At 69.4% G+C, this 16,478-nt stretch carries 17 protein-coding genes and 1 riboswitch; of the genes, 7 read left to right on the top strand and 10 right to left on the bottom strand.

The window, feature by feature from the left end; translation table 11 throughout:
- The first annotated feature begins 112 nt into the window (after positions 1-112).
- Both ACYQ78_RS20350 and ACYQ78_RS20345 read left to right on the top strand, forming a co-directional pair.
- Positions 113-2,104, top strand: coding sequence for a HelD family protein (locus tag ACYQ78_RS20350; protein ID WP_459802450.1), 1,992 nt, complete (start codon positions 113-115; stop codon positions 2,102-2,104).
- A 59-nt stretch (positions 2,105-2,163) separates the two neighbouring features.
- Positions 2,164-2,571, top strand: a complete 408-nt coding sequence (locus tag ACYQ78_RS20345; protein WP_459802449.1) for a GNAT family N-acetyltransferase — start codon at positions 2,164-2,166, stop codon at positions 2,569-2,571.
- A gap of 72 nt (positions 2,572-2,643) precedes the next feature.
- Here ACYQ78_RS20345 and groL read toward each other — a convergent pair whose 3' ends face one another.
- From groL to ACYQ78_RS20320, 5 genes are all read right to left on the bottom strand, one after another.
- The gene (gene groL / locus ACYQ78_RS20340; protein WP_459802448.1) at positions 2,644-4,272 is read right to left on the bottom strand and encodes a chaperonin GroEL; all 1,629 of its coding nucleotides are present in this window, start codon (positions 4,270-4,272) and stop codon (positions 2,644-2,646) included.
- A gap of 282 nt (positions 4,273-4,554) precedes the next feature.
- The gene (locus ACYQ78_RS20335) at positions 4,555-4,755 is read right to left on the bottom strand and encodes a cold-shock protein (RefSeq protein ID WP_066373698.1); all 201 of its coding nucleotides are present in this window, start codon (positions 4,753-4,755) and stop codon (positions 4,555-4,557) included.
- Between the two features lie 324 nt (positions 4,756-5,079).
- Positions 5,080-5,355: a MoaD/ThiS family protein gene (locus tag ACYQ78_RS20330; protein WP_459802447.1), complete on the bottom strand. Its 276-nt coding sequence runs from the start codon at positions 5,353-5,355 to the stop codon at positions 5,080-5,082.
- Between the two features lie 23 nt (positions 5,356-5,378).
- Positions 5,379-6,623 (bottom strand): threonine synthase, encoded by a 1,245-nt coding sequence (thrC, locus tag ACYQ78_RS20325; RefSeq protein ID WP_459802446.1) that lies wholly within the window; start codon positions 6,621-6,623, stop codon positions 5,379-5,381.
- Between the two features lie 14 nt (positions 6,624-6,637).
- Positions 6,638-6,776, bottom strand: a riboswitch (SAM riboswitch).
- Positions 6,777-6,833: 57 nt separating this feature from the next.
- Positions 6,834-7,394 carry an RNA polymerase sigma factor gene (locus ACYQ78_RS20320; RefSeq protein ID WP_061299589.1) on the bottom strand — a complete coding sequence of 187 codons (561 nt, stop codon included), beginning with the start codon at positions 7,392-7,394 and terminating at the stop codon, positions 6,834-6,836.
- Between the two features lie 96 nt (positions 7,395-7,490).
- On the opposite strand from ACYQ78_RS20320, the gene ACYQ78_RS20315 reads away from it, so the two are divergent.
- Both ACYQ78_RS20315 and ACYQ78_RS20310 read left to right on the top strand, forming a co-directional pair.
- Entirely contained in the window at positions 7,491-8,915 is a 1,425-nt protein-coding gene (locus ACYQ78_RS20315; protein ID WP_459802445.1) for an alpha,alpha-trehalose-phosphate synthase (UDP-forming), read from the top strand.
- 47 nt (positions 8,916-8,962) lie between these two features.
- Entirely contained in the window at positions 8,963-10,117 is a 1,155-nt protein-coding gene (locus ACYQ78_RS20310; RefSeq protein ID WP_459802444.1) for an MFS transporter, read from the top strand.
- Here ACYQ78_RS20310 and ACYQ78_RS20305 read toward each other — a convergent pair.
- From ACYQ78_RS20305 to ACYQ78_RS20295, 3 genes are all read right to left on the bottom strand, one after another.
- Positions 10,095-10,694 (bottom strand): hypothetical protein, encoded by a 600-nt coding sequence (locus ACYQ78_RS20305; protein WP_459802443.1) that lies wholly within the window; start codon positions 10,692-10,694, stop codon positions 10,095-10,097. The two genes, ACYQ78_RS20310 and ACYQ78_RS20305, sit on opposite strands and share 23 nt — an antisense overlap.
- 10 nt (positions 10,695-10,704) lie before the next feature.
- Positions 10,705-11,481, bottom strand: a complete 777-nt coding sequence (otsB, locus tag ACYQ78_RS20300; protein WP_459802442.1) for a trehalose-phosphatase — start codon at positions 11,479-11,481, stop codon at positions 10,705-10,707.
- A 116-nt stretch (positions 11,482-11,597) separates the two neighbouring features.
- A complete protein-coding gene (locus ACYQ78_RS20295) occupies positions 11,598-11,837 on the bottom strand; it encodes a DUF3263 domain-containing protein (RefSeq protein WP_459802441.1) in 240 nt (79 codons plus the stop codon).
- A gap of 55 nt (positions 11,838-11,892) precedes the next feature.
- Between ACYQ78_RS20295 and ACYQ78_RS20290 the strand changes: the two genes are divergently transcribed.
- The 3 genes from ACYQ78_RS20290 (at position 11,893) to ACYQ78_RS20280 (ending at position 14,351) form a co-directional block, all read left to right on the top strand.
- Positions 11,893-12,705: an SAM hydrolase/SAM-dependent halogenase family protein gene (locus ACYQ78_RS20290; RefSeq protein ID WP_459802440.1), complete on the top strand. Its 813-nt coding sequence runs from the start codon at positions 11,893-11,895 to the stop codon at positions 12,703-12,705.
- 67 nt (positions 12,706-12,772) lie between these two features.
- Positions 12,773-13,879, top strand: a complete 1,107-nt coding sequence (locus ACYQ78_RS20285; RefSeq protein WP_459802439.1) for a S8 family serine peptidase — start codon at positions 12,773-12,775, stop codon at positions 13,877-13,879.
- A 139-nt stretch (positions 13,880-14,018) separates the two neighbouring features.
- Positions 14,019-14,351, top strand: a complete 333-nt coding sequence (locus ACYQ78_RS20280) for a hypothetical protein (RefSeq protein ID WP_459802438.1) — start codon at positions 14,019-14,021, stop codon at positions 14,349-14,351.
- Between the two features lie 74 nt (positions 14,352-14,425).
- Here the strand turns inward: ACYQ78_RS20280 and ACYQ78_RS20275 are convergent, their stop codons facing one another.
- Both ACYQ78_RS20275 and ACYQ78_RS20270 read right to left on the bottom strand, forming a co-directional pair.
- Positions 14,426-15,442, bottom strand: coding sequence for an ABC transporter ATP-binding protein (locus ACYQ78_RS20275; RefSeq protein WP_459802437.1), 1,017 nt, complete (start codon positions 15,440-15,442; stop codon positions 14,426-14,428).
- Complete coding sequence (locus ACYQ78_RS20270) at positions 15,426-16,472, bottom strand: ABC transporter ATP-binding protein (RefSeq protein WP_459802436.1); 1,047 nt, start codon at positions 16,470-16,472, stop codon at positions 15,426-15,428. Before ACYQ78_RS20270 ends, ACYQ78_RS20275 begins: the two co-directional genes overlap by 17 nt.
- Between the last annotated feature and the right edge of the window lie 6 nt (positions 16,473-16,478).

Below are 16,478 nucleotides of genomic sequence, written 5' to 3'. Positions count from 1 at the left end.
TGCCGCCCTACCCGGCCACGACGCGACTCAGACGGGCCGTAAACCTTTTGGTCTGACCGCGACCGGCGACTAGGCTGGCCGGTTCGCCCAGCTCTTCAGGAGGCACTCCGTCATGCCGCAACACACCCTGGCCCCCGACATACCCCCGGCCGACGACCTCGGGGAGGAGCGAAGGCACCTCGACGAGTCGCGTGCGGCCCTGCGGGCGATGCGCGAGCACGCGAGCTCGCTGTCGTCGGACATGGCCGGTGACTGGGTCTCCCGGCAGGTGCTCCAGGGACTGCTCGACCAGCGCGTCGCGGCTCTCGCCGACCACCCGGACACCCCCCTGTTCTTCGGCCGCCTCGACCGTTCCGCCGACGACGACCTGCCGCCGGTGCTGTACGTCGGCCGCCGGCACGTCCACGACGGCGGCGGCCGGGCGCTCGTCATCGACTGGCGCGCACCCGTCTCCCGGGCCTTCTACCAGGCCAGCCCGGCCGACCCGATGGGAGTCGACCGGCGGCGCCGGTTCGGCTACCAGGGTGGCGCGCTGACCGCCTTCGAAGACGAGGACCTCGCCCACGGCGGCGACCTCGGCCCCTCCCGCATTCTGACCGATGAGATCGAGCGCCCGCGCACCGGACCGATGCGCGACATCGTCGCCACGATCCAGCCCGACCAGGACGAGATCGTCCGCGCCGAACTCGGCGTGACCGTGTGCGTGCAGGGAGCGCCCGGCACCGGGAAGACCGCCGTCGGCCTGCACCGCGCCGCCTATCTGCTGTTCACCCATCGCGAGAAATTGTCTCGCGCCGGGGTCATGATCGTGGGTCCGAACCGCGCGTTCCTGTCGTACATCTCCTCGGTTCTTCCCGCGCTCGGTGAGGTGAAGGTCGACCAGACGACCGTGGCGGGCATCCTGGGAGACCACGCGCACCCCGAGGATCCGGCGGTCTCGGCCGTCAAAGGTGACGCCCGGATGGCCGCCGTGCTGAAGCGGGCCATGTGGCTGCATGTGGTGAAACCGCTCGAAGGGGTGCTGGTCACCAAGGGGGCCAACCGCTACCGCGTGGCCGACTACGAGGTGCGCGAGATCGTCGCCTCGCTGCGCGGCACGACCCGCTACAACCCCGGGCGGGCGGCGCTGGCGCAGCGGCTCGCCCACCAGGTGCTGGTGCAGATGGAGCGGCGCGGCGAGTCACCCGACGACCGGGTGCAGGACGCCGTGGCCCGCTCGAAGTCGGTCAAGGCCGTGGTCGACCAGGTCTGGCCGAAGCTGGTCCCCGAGCAGGTGCTGTTCCGGCTACTCGCCGACCCCGAGTTCCTGGCCCGCGCCGCCAAGACCGACCTGACGGCCGAAGAACAGACCGCTCTGCTGTGGACGAAGCCCTACAAGTCCCACAAGAGTGCGAAGTGGAGCGGCGCCGACGGAGCGCTCCTCGACGAGCTGGCCGACCTGATGGACCGCACCCCCTCCCACGGCCACCTGGTCGTCGACGAGGCGCAGGACCTGTCGGAGATGCAGCTGCGCGCGCTGGGCCGCCGCTGCCGCAACGGCTCGGCGACCATCCTGGGCGACCTCGCGCAGGGCACCACGCCGTGGTCGGCGCGCTCGTGGACCGCCGTACTCACGCACCTGGGCTTCGCCGAGGGTCTGGTGACGGAACTGACCCTGGGCTTCCGCGTCCCGCGCGAGGTCCTCGACTACGCCGCCCGCCTGCTGCCCGGCATCGCCCCCGAACTGGCCGCCCCGCGCTCGCTGCGCCCGGGTGCGGGCTCGCTGAGGCTCGTGGAGACCTCCGATGTCCTGGCGGGCGTCAGGGGCGCCGTGAGCGCCGCGGGCGAGGGTTCGGTGGGTGTCATCGTCCGCGACGCCGACGCGGAGGCCTTCGCGACCGCCCTCGGCACCCCCGTGCTGGGCCCGGACGGCGACGGTTCGACGGTCCTGGTCGTCCCCGCGGGCCTCGCCAAGGGTCTCGAGTACGACCACGTCGTGGTGGTCGAACCGGCCGACATCGTCGAGGCCGAGCCCCGGGGCCTGGCCCGCCTCTACGTGGTCCTCACCCGAGCCGTCACCACCCTGACCGTGGTGCACAGCCGCCCGCTCCCGGAAGCGCTGTGAACCGGGCCGAGTCGGAAATGTCCGCGACGCCGGCCCCGCTCCCGTGGCAGGGTGACGCCATGATCCGCTTTGCGACCTCGGCCGACGTCGAGGCGATCCTGACCTTCTGGGTGGCCGCCGCCGAGGGCACCGACCGGCGTGACGACCCCGCGAAAGTGCACGCGCTCATCGAGCGCGACCCCGAAGCCCTGCTCGTGTACGAACTCGACGGCGCCATCGTGGGCACGGTCGTCGCGGGGTGGGACGGCTGGCGCGCGCACCTCTACCGGCTCGCGGTCGCACCTGAGACGCGGCGCAGGGGCATCGGGAAACAGCTCATCGCCGCCGCGGAGGAGCGCTTCAAGGCGTTCGGCGCCTTCCGGGTCGACGCGATGGTCCTGCACGGCAACACCGACGCCCACCCCGCGTGGACGGCGACCGGCTACACGCTCCAAGAAGAGTGGGGCCGCTGGGTGAAGCACCTCTAGTCGTACACCCGGAAACAGAAGAAGGCGGGCCCCGGAAACGGGGACCGCCTGCTCTGTGTGGTGCTGATGGACTTAGAAGTCCATGTCTCCGCCGGGCATGCCGCCGCCCGCGGGAGCCGGGTTCTTCTCCGGCTTCTCGGCGATGACGGCCTCGGTGGTGAGGAACAGGGCCGCGATCGAAGCGGCGTTCTGCAGCGCGGAGCGCGTCACCTTCGCCGGGTCGATGATGCCCGAGTCGAACATGTTGACGTACTCGCCGGTCGCGGCGTTGAGGCCCTCACCCGGGGTCAGGTTGCGGACCTTCTCCACCACGACGCCGCCCTCGAGGCCGGCGTTGACGGCGATCTGCTTCAGGGGCTCCTCGAGCGCCTTCTTCACGATCGCGGCGCCGGTCGCCTCGTCGCCCGACAGCTCCAGCTTGTCGAACGCCTTGGCCGAGGCCTGCAGCAGAGCCACGCCACCGCCGGGGACGATGCCCTCTTCGACGGCCGCCTTCGCGTTGCGGACGGCGTCTTCGATGCGGTGCTTGCGCTCCTTGAGCTCGACCTCGGTGGCCGCGCCCGCCTTGATGACGGCGACGCCGCCGGCGAGCTTGGCGAGGCGCTCCTGGAGCTTCTCGCGGTCGTAGTCGGAGTCGGTGTTGTCGATCTCGGCGCGGATCTGGTTGACCCGGCCGGCGATCTGGTCGGCGTCACCGGCGCCGTCGACGATGGTGGTCTCGTCCTTGGTCACGACGACCTTGCGGGCGCGACCGAGCTGGTCGAGGGTGGTCGACTCGAGCTTGAGGCCGATCTCCTCGGAGATGACCTGGCCGCCGGCCAGCGTGGCGATGTCGCCCAGCATGGCCTTGCGGCGGTCGCCGAAGCCGGGGGCCTTGACGGCCACCGAGCGGAACAGACCGCGGATCTTGTTCACGACCAGGGTCGCGAGGGCCTCGCCCTCGACGTCCTCGGCGATGATCAGGAGCGGCTTGCCGGCCTGCACGACCTTGTCGAGCAGCGGCAGCAGGTCCTTGTTCGCGGAGATCTTCGAGTTGACGACGAGGATGTAGGGGTCCTCCAGGACCGCCTCCATGCGCTCGGGGTCGGTGACGAAGTAGCCCGAGTTGTAGCCCTTGTCGAAGCGCATACCCTCGGTGAGCTCGAGCTCGAGGCCGAAGGCGTTGCTCTCCTCGACGGTGATGACGCCTTCCTTGCCGACCTTGTCCATCGCTTCCGCGATGAGCTCGCCGATCTCGGTGTCACCGGCGGAGATCGAGGCGGTGGAGGCGATCTGCTCCTTCGTCTCGACGTCCTTCGCGAGCTTGGAAAGCTCCTCGCTGACGCGCTCGACGGCGGCCTCGATGCCCTTCTTCAGGGACATCGGGTTGGCGCCGGCGGCGACGTTGCGCAGACCCTCGCGCACCAGCGCCTGGGCGAGCACGGTGGCGGTGGTGGTGCCGTCACCCGCGACGTCGTCGGTCTTCTTCGCGACTTCCTTGACGAGCTCGGCCCCGATCTTCTCCCACGGGTCTTCGAGCTCGATCTCCTTGGCGATGGAGACACCGTCGTTGGTGATCGTGGGGGCGCCCCACTTCTTCTCCAGCACGACGTTTCGGCCCTTGGGGCCGAGGGTCACCTTGACGGCGTCGGCGAGCTGGTTCATACCGCGCTCGAGACCGCGCCGGGCTTCCTCGTCAAACGCGATCATCTTGGCTGCCATAAGGCTGGACCTCCCAGTAAGAGGGTGGCTTCGAAAGAGAGGACCGAGCCGACGCCCGCGACGGCAAGGCCCGCATACCCTTTGGCAGGCCCCATCGCCTCGATCCGTATGGTTGGCACTCCCGGCCGGGGAGTGCCAACCAACTGTTTAGCACTCTCACCGGTCGAGTGCAAGCCGAAGGCCGACGACCAGCACCTCCACGAAAGAAGAGCCCGGACCGCAGGCTGCGGACCGGGCTCCACGTCGTTGGGGGTTGTGGGGTTGATTACTGCCTGGTGGGGATCAGACGGTCCGGACACCCTCCGCCTGTGGACCCTTCTGTCCCTGCGTGATGTCGAACTCGACACGCTGACCCTGCTCCAGGGCCTTGTAGCCGTCCATCATGATTGCCGAGTAATGGACGAAAACGTCCTTACCACCGTCTACCGCGATGAAGCCGTAGCCCTTGTCCGCGTTAAACCATTTGACGGTGCCCTGCGCCACTTTCCGACTCCTCTTGCTGGGCCTGGCAACGGATCCGCCCATTCCACCGCTGATCCGTGACCTTTCGAGCCGTTCTTCCCGGCTACGTCGATCGTTCTCGACCATACACATGGCAAGGCGTGGGACAACAGAGTCAATCGACCCCTGACTTGTTGTCGTTCGCCCAAAGCGAGAGGGCTTCTTTTTCGGTTAGAGATTGGTTGGTTGAGAATTGCACCATATGCCATGGCACTCATTAAGCTTCGATAACGATAGAAGTGCAGGTAAACATAGAAACACCCACGCACTGTAGGAGTACGTGGGTGTGGGAAAGGCTGCGGAAGGTTACCCTCCGGCTACGGCGGGGATCACCGAAATCTGTACGCCGGCCGGGGTTGGAGTGTCCAAACCTTCGGAGAAACGGACGTCCTCTTCTCCGACGTAGACGTTGACAAAACGCCGCACCTTGCCCGATTCATCGAGGATCCGGGCCCCGATCCCGGGGTAGTCGGCTTCGAGCTTCTCGAACACCTCGCGCAGCGTCGCCCCTTCGCCGGCCACCTCGGCCACGCCTCCGGTGTACGTACGGAGAATCGTCGGAATCCGCACTGAAACACTCATGATGATGTTCTCCTTACGAGGCGTTAGTTGGCGAATGCGGTGCGGAAGGCGTCGAGAGACGGCCGGATGACCGCCGTCGGGCGGGCCTCCGCCTGCACGGCGTCGAGGGTCTTGAGTCCCTCGCCCGTGTTGAGGACCACCGTGGTGGCCTCGGGGTCGATGACCCCGGCCTCCGTGAGCTTGCGCAGCACACCGACCGTGACACCGCCGGCGGTCTCGGCGAAGACGCCCTCGGTGCGGGCCAGCAGCCGGATCGCCGAGACGATCTCGGGGTCGGTGACGTCCTCGACGGCCCCGCCGGTGCGCCGGGCGATGTCGAGCACGTAGGGCCCGTCGGCCGGGTTGCCGATGGCCAGCGACTTGGCGATCGTGTCGGGCTTCACGGGGCGCACGACGTCGTGCCCGGCCTTGTAGGCGGCCGAGACCGGCGAGCAGCCCTCGGCCTGGGCGCCGAAGATCTTGTAGGGGGTGTCCTCCACCAGCCCGAGCGCGATGAGCTCCTTGAAGCCCTTGTCGATCTTGGTGAGCTGGGAGCCCGAGGCGATCGGGATGATGATCTGCTCGGGGATGCGCCACCCGAGCTGCTCGGCGATCTCGTAGGCCAGCGTCTTGGAGCCTTCGGCGTAGTAGGGCCGCAGGTTCACGTTGACGAAGCCCCACTTCTCACCCAGCGGGTCGCCGATGAGCTCGGAGCAGAAGCGGTTGACCTCGTCGTAGCTGCCCTCGATGCCGACCAGCTTGCCGCCGTACACGGACGCGACGACGATCTTGGCCTCTTCGAGGTTCGACGGGATGAACACGCACGAGTCGAGCCCGGCCCGCGCGGCGGCGGCGCCGACGGCGCCCGCGAGGTTGCCGGTCGACGAGCACGAAAGGGTTGTGAACCCGAAGTTACGGGCCGCCTCAACCGCGATCGACACGACGCGGTCCTTGAACGAGTGGGTCGGGTTGCCCGAGTCGTCCTTCACGTAGAGGTCGCGGAGCCCGAGCTCGGCGCCGAGGTTCCCGGCGTGGTGGAGCTTGGTCCAGCCGGGCTGGAGGTTGGGCTTGTCGGCGACGTTCGCCGGGACGGGCAGCAGGGCCTTGTAACGCCAGATGTTGGCCGGACCGGCGGCGATGTCCTCGCGGGTCACGGTGCCGAAGTCGTACGCCACCTCAAGTGGCCCGAAACAGTCCTGACAGGCGAAGATCGGACCGAGGTCGTAGCGGGCGCCACACTCGCGGCAGGAGAGGGCGACGGCGGGTCCGAAGTCGTGCTGAAGCGCCATGAAGCGAGGCCTTTCCCTCATCTTCGCCTGCGACCGCCTTGATCACAGGCCGGAATTGGCACCTGTTCCGATCGGCCTCGCCCCGTGGCGAGTTGAATCGGAATGGTTGCCGGGGCTTCGCAGGGCCGGTCCCTCCACCCCTCTGGATGAGCAAATATTCAGTTGTCCACAAAACTGTACCTTGGACCCGTCAGAGTCCGAATCGCTGTCTCACCTTCCGAGATATCCGTCGCCCAGCGAGGCCTGGATGTGCTTCCTGGCCTGGTGGATGCGGCTCTTGGCGGTGCCGAGCGGGATGCCGAGCTGCGCGGCGATGTCGGAGTAGTCGAGCTGCACGATGTCGCAGAGCACCAGCGCGCGGGCCAGATCGGGCTTCTCGGCCTCCAGCGCCTCGATGGCGTCGAGCAGGTCGAGGCGGGCGCCGGCGATCACGCTGACCCGGTGGGGGTCGGGCCGCTGCTCGGCCAGGTCGTCGCTCGACTGCTCGGCGGAGCGGCGCTTCAAAGTGCGGTAGGTGGTGCGGGCGCAGTTGGCGGTCACGATGTGCAGCCAGGTGGAGAAGCGGGAGCGGCCCTCGAAACGGCCGATGTTGCGGGCCACCGCGAGCAGGGTGTCCTGACAGGCCTCTTCGGCGTCCTGACGATAAGGGAGAAGGCGTTCGCAGTGGCGCAGCACATCGGGTTCGACGCGGCGCAGCAGTTCGCCGAGGGCGACGTGGTCGCCGGTGGCCGCGGTGCGGGCCAGTTCCTCGGTGGTCTCGTCAAGCGGCATTGACTGCCCCGATTCTTCGGCGGCCGGGGGTTTCCTGACATCCTATTGTCGACGACATCTTTTCTTAGTCCTCCGGCCATCTGGGGTGTGCCCACCGTGAGTTCAACGCTGATCGCCTCCAACCGCGGGCCCGTCTCGTTCATCCTCTCGGATGACGGCGCGCTGACGATGCGGAGAGGCGGCGGCGGACTGGTGTCCGGTTTGTCAGAAGTGGCCGGAGGTGACGACCATCTGTGGGTCTGCGCCGCGCTCACCGACGGCGACCGCAGCGCCGTCCGGGTGGCCCCCGAGGGCCGCATCGACCGCGCGGGTTACGACACCGGGCCCGTACGCATGCTCGACATCCCCCCGGCCGTCTTCCACCGGGCCTACAACGCGGTCGCCAACTCCACCCTGTGGTTCGTCGGCCACCTGCTCTACAACACCCCGTTCGCGCCCACCTTCGACACCCGGTTCCAGCGCGAGTGGGAGTCCTACCGCGAGTACAACGGGATGTTCGCGCTGGCCCTGGCCGAAGAGGCGGCCCACGGCGCCAAGGTCCTGATCCAGGACTACCACCTGACGCTGGCCCCGGCGATGCTCCGCGTCGACCGGCCCGACCTGCGGGTGGCCCACTTCTCCCACACCCCGTGGGCGCCGCCCGAATACTTCGCGCTGCTGCCCGACATGATCGCGGCCGAGATCCTCCAGGGCGTGCTGGGCGCCGACCACGCCGGGTTCCTGACCGAGCGGTGGGCGAGCGCGTTCATCGACTGCTGTGAGGCCGTGCTCGGCGCGCGGGTCGACCGGTCGGCCATGACGGTCGAGTTCGAGGGCCGGATCACCCAGATCGGGGTGCACGCTTTGGGCGTCGACGGCGACGCGCTGCTGGCCCGCGCCGCCGAGCCCGACGTCGAGTCGCACATGCAGGCGATCAAGGAGCAGGTGGGCGACCGGCGGCTGATCGTACGCATCGACCGCACCGAGCTGTCCAAGAACATCGTGCGGGGCATGCTCGCCTATCGCGAGTTCCTGGCCGAGCACCCCGAGTGGCACGGCAAGGTCGTCCACCTCGCCTTCGCCTATCCCTCGCGCCACGACCTGCCCGAATACCGCGAATACACCGCGGCCGTGCAGCGCTGCGCCAAGGAGATCGAAGACGAATACGCCACCGACGACTGGGATCCGCTGATCCTCAACATGCAAGACGACTATCCGCGCTCGCTGGCCGCCTACCGCATGGCCGACGTGCTGCTGGTCAACCCGATCCGCGACGGCATGAACCTGGTCGCCAAAGAGGGGCCGATCCTGTCGCCCCGCTGCGTGCTGGTGCTCTCGCGCGAGGCGGGCGCGGCGGCCGAACTCGGCGCCGACTCGCTCCTGGTCAACCCCTACGACGTCACGGGCACCGCCGCCGCCCTGTACGAAGCCCTGGTCATGCCCGACAAAGAGCGGGCCGAACGCTGCGTGCGGCTGCGTCAGGCGGCCACCGCGATGCCCCCGCAGCGCTGGTTCGCCGACCAGTTGGCCGCTCTGTCCTGACGATGTACGGTTTCCCCGTATATCTATCAATATCGGGGGAATTGCCGGTGTCGACGCCTGCCATCACGTTCACGCGCGACCGGCCCACCTGGTTCGTCTATCTGATGCTGGCGACCTTCGCCACCTACCTGTACGGACTGTCCTCCGCGCTGCCCACCCTGCGCGCCGAACTCGGCGTCACCCAGGCGATCGCCGGTCTCCACGGCACCGGCATGGCCGTCGGCAGCATCCTCACCGGCCTGTCGATGCCCTGGCTCACCAGGCGTTACGGCCGCCGGTTCGCCGTCTGGCTCGGCATCGCGGGCATGAACGCCGGCATGGTGCTGGTGGGCTTCGGCCCGACCCTCGCGTTCACCCTGGCCGGATACAGCATCGCCGGCGGCTTCGCCGCCATCGCCCTGTACGTCTCCATGGCCGCCCTCAGCGACCACCACGGCCCCGCCGGACCGGCCTCGATCAGCGAGGCCAACGCGGTCGGCGTTCTCGCGGGCATCCCGGCGACCTACGGGTTCAGCGTGCTGGCCGAGTCGGTGCTGGGGTGGCGGGCGGCCATGTTCATCCCCGTCGTGCTCACCGCGCTGCTGGCGCTCGGGATGGGCCGGGTCTGGTTCCCCGAGGTCCCGGCCGAGCGGGAGGTGACCCGGGTGCGCAGGCCGTTCGGCTGGCGGTTCCACTTCGCCGGGGCGGTGCTGCTCTGCTGCGTGGCGGTGGAGTTCGTCTTCAACCTCTGGGCCGCCGAGCTGTTCTCCCAGCGGACCGGGCTGTCGCTGGCCGAGGCGGCCACCGGACTGACCGCGATGCTCTCCGGCATCGCCGCCGGACGCTTCGCCGGCGCCGCCCTCACCCTGCGCTTCCCGGTCTGGCAGGTCTTCCTCGGCACCATGGCCGTCACCCTCGTCGGCTGGACGATCTTCTGGTCGACGACCTCCGTCGCCGTCGGCTACGCCGGCCTGGCCGTCAGCGGCGCCGGGATCGGCATGCTGTTCCCCCTGGGCCTGACCCGGATGATCGAGACCTCGGGCGGGCGGCCCGACCAGGCCAGCGGGATCGCCTCGGTGTGGGCGGGGGTGGGCTCGGGCACCGGGCCGTTCGTGCTCGGCGCGCTGGGTGACGCCTTCGGCACCCACACGGCCTTCCTGCTGGCCCCCGCGCTGCTCGGCCTCGCGGCCGGCGGGCTGCTCAGTTCCAGGTCGCAGTTTTGAGGATGGTCGCCAGGCCGGGGGTCTTCCACTGGTCGACGACCAGGATCTTCGACTGCGGCAGGTACCACTCGCGCTGCGTGAAGTAGCCCGCGCGGTTGTACTTGGGCGGGCCGTACATGCAGCTGCCCGTCCACTCGCGGTAGTGGGCGTTGTGACCGGCGCCGACGGGCTTGTAGCCCTTGACGACCGGCTTGGTCTTGAACGACTGCATCCACAGCTTCTTGTTGTAGACGCAGGGGCCGACGTCGGTCGCCGGGCTGTAGGGGCGGCTCGGGTCGTAGGGGTTGAAGGTCTCGTGGCCGACCCTGATGGCGGCCGGGCCGAACACCCAGAAGCTGCGGCACCCCGAGTCGCGGAAGCCGAAGTTCTTGGTGCCCGCCGTGGGGCAGCTGCCGGTGACGATCCGCACGTAGTCGGGGGCGGTCTTGTAGACCTTCCAGTTCGACGGGATCTTGATCGTGAGGCCCTTGCGCAACTGGACGGTCTTGGTGCCCGCCGCAGTGGCAGCGGCGGGAGTGGAGACGAATCCGACCAGGGCGAGGCCGGCGGCTGCCACCGCCAGAGTTCTGGAGATCATGGCGCAGAGGCTACTGTTCGCGGCTTGCAATCGACTTGAGGAGCCCTTCGAGGAAGGCGACCACCCCGTCGGGCCCGTCGACCACCACGTCGGCCTGCTCGGCCAGCGCGGTCACCTCGGCCGACGCCGAGCAGACGCGGACCCCCGGGATGTTCACCGACGCCACCGCCTCGAACGCGGCCAGGTCGCCCAGGTCGTCGCCGATGAACATGACCGAACGGGCCCGTTCGGCGATCAGGAGCTCCTTGAGCGCCTTGCCCTTGTCGACCCCGGGACCGCGCAGCTCCAGCACCTTGCGGCCGGGCTCGACCACCAGTCCGTTGGCGGCGGCCAGCTCGACCAGCGGCACCCGCAGCGCCTCCAGCGCGGCGTCGGGGTCGGGACAGCTCCGGGTGTGGACGGCCAGCGCCCGCCCCTTGTCTTCGACGGTCACGCCCTCGTGGCCCGACAGCAGGCCGGGCAGCGCGGCGCGGATCGTCGTCAGGCCGGGCGGCGGGGGTGGCGAGGTGATCTCCCCGCCCTCCCAGCGCTCGATCCCGTACTGCCCGAGGATGACCAGGCCGGGGACCTCCACCAGGTCGGGGCCTTCGGGGGTGTCGCCCAGCGCGAGCGCGGTGCCGGGCGGCCGGCCGGTGACGACCGCGATGCGGCGCACGACCTCGGCCAGCCTGATCAGCGTGGCCGGGGCGGCGGGGTGGATCCAGGCCGACGCGGGGTCGGCGACGATCGGTGACAGCGTGCCGTCGAAGTCGAGGCCGATGACGGCCCCGCCCGGGTCGTTCACCATCGCTTCAAGGCCGGCCCGGCCACCGCTGGTCCGAACGTCCGGAATTTCCCCCACGGCTTCGCCCCTTTCGTCGCGCGACGGTCACTCTGTCAATCGCAGGTTAACGCGACGTGAACTCAGATCGACCGCCCGCGTCCGCGGCGGCGCGCGTCCCGGCGCTCGCGCAGGCGGTTGACGAGAGCGGGATTCTCGGCCAGCGCCTCGGGACGGTCGATCAACGCGGCCAGGACCTGGTAGTAGCGGGTGGTGGACATGCCGAAACGGTCGCTGATGGCCTGTTCCTTCGCGCCGGGATGGCGCCACCAGCCGTCCTCGAATTCGAGAATGTCCCGTTCTGTTGGGGAGAGCCCGTCCACACGGGCCATGCTAACTGTCGCCATTTATCGGGGCGGCAACGTAATGTCACCAGGTGTGACGCCTGTTATCACTCTCCTGACCGACTACGGTCTCGAAGACGGTTTCGTGGCCGCGTGTCACGGCGTTATCGCCGGCATCGCCCCCGAGGCCCGGATCATCGACGTCGGCCATCTCGTCCCGGCGGGTGACGTGCGGCGCGGGGCCGCGATCCTCGCCCAGACGATCCCCTATCTGCCCCGTGGTGTGCACATCGCGGTGGTCGACCCGTCGGTCGGGTCGAGCACCCGCCGGGCGGTCGCCATCGAGGCGGGCGGGCGGGTGTTCGTGGGGCCCGACAACGGGGTGCTCTCGTGGGCCGTCCACGCCGTCGGCGGGGCCACCGGGGCCTTCGAGCTCACCAACGAGGACGTCTGGCTCAAGCCGGTCTCCCGGACCTTCCACGGGCGTGACATCTTCTGCCCGGTCGCCGGCCACGTGGTGGCGGGCCGCGACCTGATGGAGCTCGGCACCGCGATCCCGCTCCGCGAGCTGGTGACGCTGCCCGAGCCGACCTCCCGGCTGCGCGACGGCGCGTGCGAGGGCGAGGTGCTCTCGGTCGACCGCCACGGCAACGTCCAGCTCTCGATCACCGCCGCCGACCTGGGATATCTGGGTGTACGCGACGGCGACACCCTGGCCGTCTGGCTCGGCCGCCGGCAACTGGCCGTCCCCTATCGCGACACCTTCGCCGCCGTGCCGCCGGGCGATCTGGTGGCCTTCACCGACTCGGCCGGGCTGGTGGCCGTGGCGGTCAACGCCGGTGACGCCGCCCAGCGGCTCGGGCTGCCGCCGGGCGCCCACGTGCGCCTGTCGCCCGCCCGGACATAACGCACTGTATTTGAATGTTCACGGAAAGGTCAGATTCGCGGGCGTGAGCGTGCCAGAATAAGCCGCCGTGACCTCTGTGGCATCACGGCTGCTCATGGTCTGTGTGGTGGCCGGGCTGATCTTCCCGCCCCCCGCTCACGCCGATGAGCTGGGGACGACGGCCCGGGAGCGGCAGTGGCCGCTGGGGGTCATGGGCGTTCCGGCGGCGTGGGAGCTGAGCCGGGGCGAGGGCGTCACGGTGGCCGTCCTCGACACCGGCGTCGACGCCCGCCACCCCGACCTGGCCGGAGCCGTCGTCGAGGGTCCCGACCTGACGGGGGCCGGGACCGGCCACGTCGGCCGCCACGGCACCGCCATGGCCGGCCTGATCGCCGGGCGCGGCCACGGACCGAGCGGTGGGCTCGGGGTGGTCGGGGTGGCCCCGCGGGCGACGGTGCTGTCGATCAGGGTGACTCTGGAGGCCGACGACCCGGCCCGCACCGACCCCCACGTCGAGGTGCGGGTCAGGGGCGCGGTCGCCCGGGGCATCCGGTGGGCCGTCGACCACGGCGCCGAGGTGATCAGCATGTCCCTGGGCGGCGGCGACGGCAGCGACGAGGGCAGCCCCGACGAGGAGGAGGCGGTCCGCTACGCCCTGTCGAGGGGCGTGGTGCTGGTGGCCTCGGCCGGCAACGACGGCGAGGGCGCCAACCGGCGCACCTACCCGGCCGCCTATCCCGGGGTGATCGCGGTCGGCGCGGTCGACGAGAGGCTCTGCCCGGCGCCCTTCTCCAACCGGCAGGGCTACGTGTGGGTGACCGCCCCCGGCACCCGCATCGTCAGCGCGGGCGGTCCGGCGTCCTATGTGGTCGGCGACGGCACGAGTTCGGCCGCCGCGTTCGTGGCGGGGATCGCCGCCCTCATCAAGGCCCGCCATCCCGGCATGAGCGTCACCGATGTGCGCCGGGCGATCTCGCAGGGCGCCACCCGGCGCGACGCCGACGCCACCGGGGTGGCCAACGCGCGGCGGGCGCTGCTGTTCGCCGGCGCGCCCCGGCAGGCGGTGATGGCGGCGCGGCCGCGTCAGGCCGTCGTCGGAGGGGCTTCGGAATCTACCCGTTCGGGGCCTTTGATCTGGGCCGTGCTGTTGTTACTTGTCGCCGCGTTGGTCGCGAGGGTGGCGCTTCGCGCCTGAGCATTGCGGCTTCCTTGCCGCTCCCTGACCGGATGGGGGGTCCTCCCCTTACGAAAGACCGGGTAGACATGTGTCTGACTACACAGAGTAGTCATCCGCGTGCTCAGCCGCCCGGACCCACCTCAGGGGAGAGATACATATGATCCGCCGAATCGTCGTTGCCTCGGCCGCCGCTGGTCTCGTCGTCGTCGCCCCCGCCAGCATGGCGCACGCCGACACGCCCGTCACCAACCTGCTCAACACCCAGTGCGTGTCGTCGCCCGAGCTCCTCACGGGCCTCCCCGTGCTCGCCACCCTGCTCTCGCCGGTCTGTGGCCTGGTCAAGAGCCTCCCCGGCCTCGTCGGCCAGGTCGTCGGTGGCGCCACCACCGGCCTCCCGCTGCCGTCGCTGCCGTCGCTGCCGTCCGTCCCGGGCGTCAGCACCGGCACCGTCACCGGCCTCCTGCCGGTCAACGCCGTGTCGGTTCGCTAGTTCTCGCGTACCACTTGTGGAAAGGCCCCCGCCTGGATCCAGCGGGGGCCTTTCCCGTTACTGCGAGTAATCGCCTACGAGGCGCCGACGACGTCGTGGACCTCGGCGAAGTGGCAGGCGCTCAGGTGATCCGTACCGGGACGGATCTGGAGAAGCGGCTCCTCGACGGCGCAGATCTCCTGCGCCTTCCAGCACCTGGTCCGGAACCGGCAGCCCGACGGCGGGTTCGCCGGCGACGGCGGGTCACCCTGCAGAATGATCCGCTCCCGCGACTCCCGGCCCTCGGGGTCGGGCACCGGCACCGCCGACAGCAGCGCCTGCGTGTACGGGTGACTCGGCCTCTCGTAGATCTCGGCGTCCCGGCCGATCTCCACGATCTTCCCGAGGTACATCACCGCGACGCGGTCGGAGATGTGCCGCACCACCGACAGGTCGTGCGCGATGAAGATGTACGCCAGCCCGAACTCGTTCTGCAGCCGCTCCAGCAGGTTGATGACCTGGGCCTGGATCGACACGTCGAGCGCGGAGACCGGCTCGTCGCAGACGATGATCTCGGGCTGCAGCGCCAGCCCGCGGGCGATGCCGATGCGCTGCCGCTGACCACCGGAGAACTGGTGGGGGTAGCGGTTGATGTGGTCGGGGTTGAGCCCCACGACCTCCAGCAGATCCTGCACCTTCTTACGCCGGTCGCCCTTGGGGGCCACCTCGGTGTGGATCTCGTAGGGCTCCCCGATGATGTCGCCGACCGTCATCCGCGGGTTGAGCGAGGTGTACGGGTCCTGCATCACCATCTGGATGTTGCGGCGGAACCGCTTCAGATTGCTGCCCTTGTGCAGGTCGACGACCTCGCCGTTGACCTTGACCGTGCCCGAGGTCGGCTTCTCCAGCGCCATCAGCAGCTTGGCCAGCGTCGACTTGCCGCAGCCGGACTCGCCGACCACGCCGAGGGTCTCCCCGCGGTTCAGTTCGAAGCTGACGCCGTCGACCGCCTTGATCGCGCCGACCTGGCGCTTGAGCACGATCCCCTGCGTCAGCGGGAAGTGCTTGACCAGGTCGCGGACCTCGAGGATGGGGTCACCCTGCGGTGCCATCGAGGACCTCCCTCCAGTAGTGGCACGCACTGCTGCGCGTGCCGCTGATCTCGTGCAGCGCCGGGACGTCGGTCACGCAGTCGTCCTGGCGGAACGGGCAGCGGGGGTGGAAGGCGCAACCCGTCGGCATGTCGAGCAGGTTCGGCGGCAGGCCCTTGATGGCGTACAGTTCCTGGCCCTTCATGTCGACCCGGGGGATCGACTCGAGCAGGCCCTTCGTGTACGGGTGTGCGGCGTTGCGGTAGATGTCGTGCACCGGGGCGTTCTCGACGATGCGGCCGCCGTACATGACCGCGATCTTGTCCGCGACGTCGGCGACCACGCCGAGGTCGTGGGTGATCAGGATCAGGCCCATGTTGCTCTCGCGCTGGAGTTCGGCGAGCAGTTCCATGATCTGGGCCTGCACGGTGACGTCCAGAGCGGTCGTCGGTTCGTCGGCGATGAGCAGGTCGGGGTCCAGCGCGATCGACATCGCGATCATGATGCGCTGGCGCATACCGCCGGAGAACTGGTGCGGGTAGTCGTTGACGCGCTGCTTGGCGGCCGGGATGCGGACCCGGTCCATCAGCTCGACGGCCTTCGCGTAGGAGGCCTTCTTCGACATGCCCTTGTGCACGCGGAACATCTCGGCGATCTGCCAGCCCACGGTGAACACGGGGTTGAGCGCCGAGAGGGCGTCCTGGAAGATCATCGCGATCTGCTGGCCGCGGATCTGGCTGCGCTGGGCCTCCGACAGCTGGAGCAGGTCGGTGCCCCGGAAGCGGATCTCCCCCTTGGGGATGCGCGCGGGCGGCATGTCGAGGATGCCCATGATCGCCTGGGCCGTCACCGACTTGCCGGAGCCCGATTCGCCCAGCACCGCGAGGGTCTCCCCGGCGTTGAGCGCGTAGGACACGCCGTTGACCGCGCGGGCCACTCCCTGGCGCGTGGTGAACTCCACGTGCAGGTTGTCGACCGCGAGCAGCGGCTCGGTGCCGATCGTGCCGCTGTCGGCCGGAAGCAGGTGCGTGTCGACGGACGGGTTCTTCACTTGATC

This window comes from Herbidospora sp. RD11066 (assembly GCF_054661255.1).
The sequence above is the reverse complement of the archived record's forward strand: the minus strand, read 5'-3'. Positions and strand labels throughout refer to the sequence as shown.

Bases quoted from the DNA above. Each gene is read 5' to 3' on its own strand.
- ACYQ78_RS20350 (WP_459802450.1), top strand. From the start codon at position 113: ATGCCGCAACACACCCTGGCCCCCGACATACCCCCGGCCGACGACCTC.
- ACYQ78_RS20345 (WP_459802449.1), top strand. From the start codon at position 2,164: ATGATCCGCTTTGCGACCTCGGCCGACGTCGAGGCGATCCTGACCTTC.
- groL (WP_459802448.1), bottom strand. From the start codon at position 4,272: ATGGCAGCCAAGATGATCGCGTTTGACGAGGAAGCCCGGCGCGGTCTC.
- ACYQ78_RS20330 (WP_459802447.1), bottom strand. From the start codon at position 5,355: ATGAGTGTTTCAGTGCGGATTCCGACGATTCTCCGTACGTACACCGGA.
- thrC (WP_459802446.1), bottom strand. From the start codon at position 6,623: ATGGCGCTTCAGCACGACTTCGGACCCGCCGTCGCCCTCTCCTGCCGC.
- ACYQ78_RS20320 (WP_061299589.1), bottom strand. From the start codon at position 7,394: ATGCCGCTTGACGAGACCACCGAGGAACTGGCCCGCACCGCGGCCACC.
- ACYQ78_RS20305 (WP_459802443.1), bottom strand. From the start codon at position 10,694: ATGATCTCCAGAACTCTGGCGGTGGCAGCCGCCGGCCTCGCCCTGGTC.
- otsB (WP_459802442.1), bottom strand. From the start codon at position 11,481: ATGGTGAACGACCCGGGCGGGGCCGTCATCGGCCTCGACTTCGACGGC.
- ACYQ78_RS20280 (WP_459802438.1), top strand. From the start codon at position 14,019: ATGATCCGCCGAATCGTCGTTGCCTCGGCCGCCGCTGGTCTCGTCGTC.
- ACYQ78_RS20275 (WP_459802437.1), bottom strand. From the start codon at position 15,442: ATGGCACCGCAGGGTGACCCCATCCTCGAGGTCCGCGACCTGGTCAAG.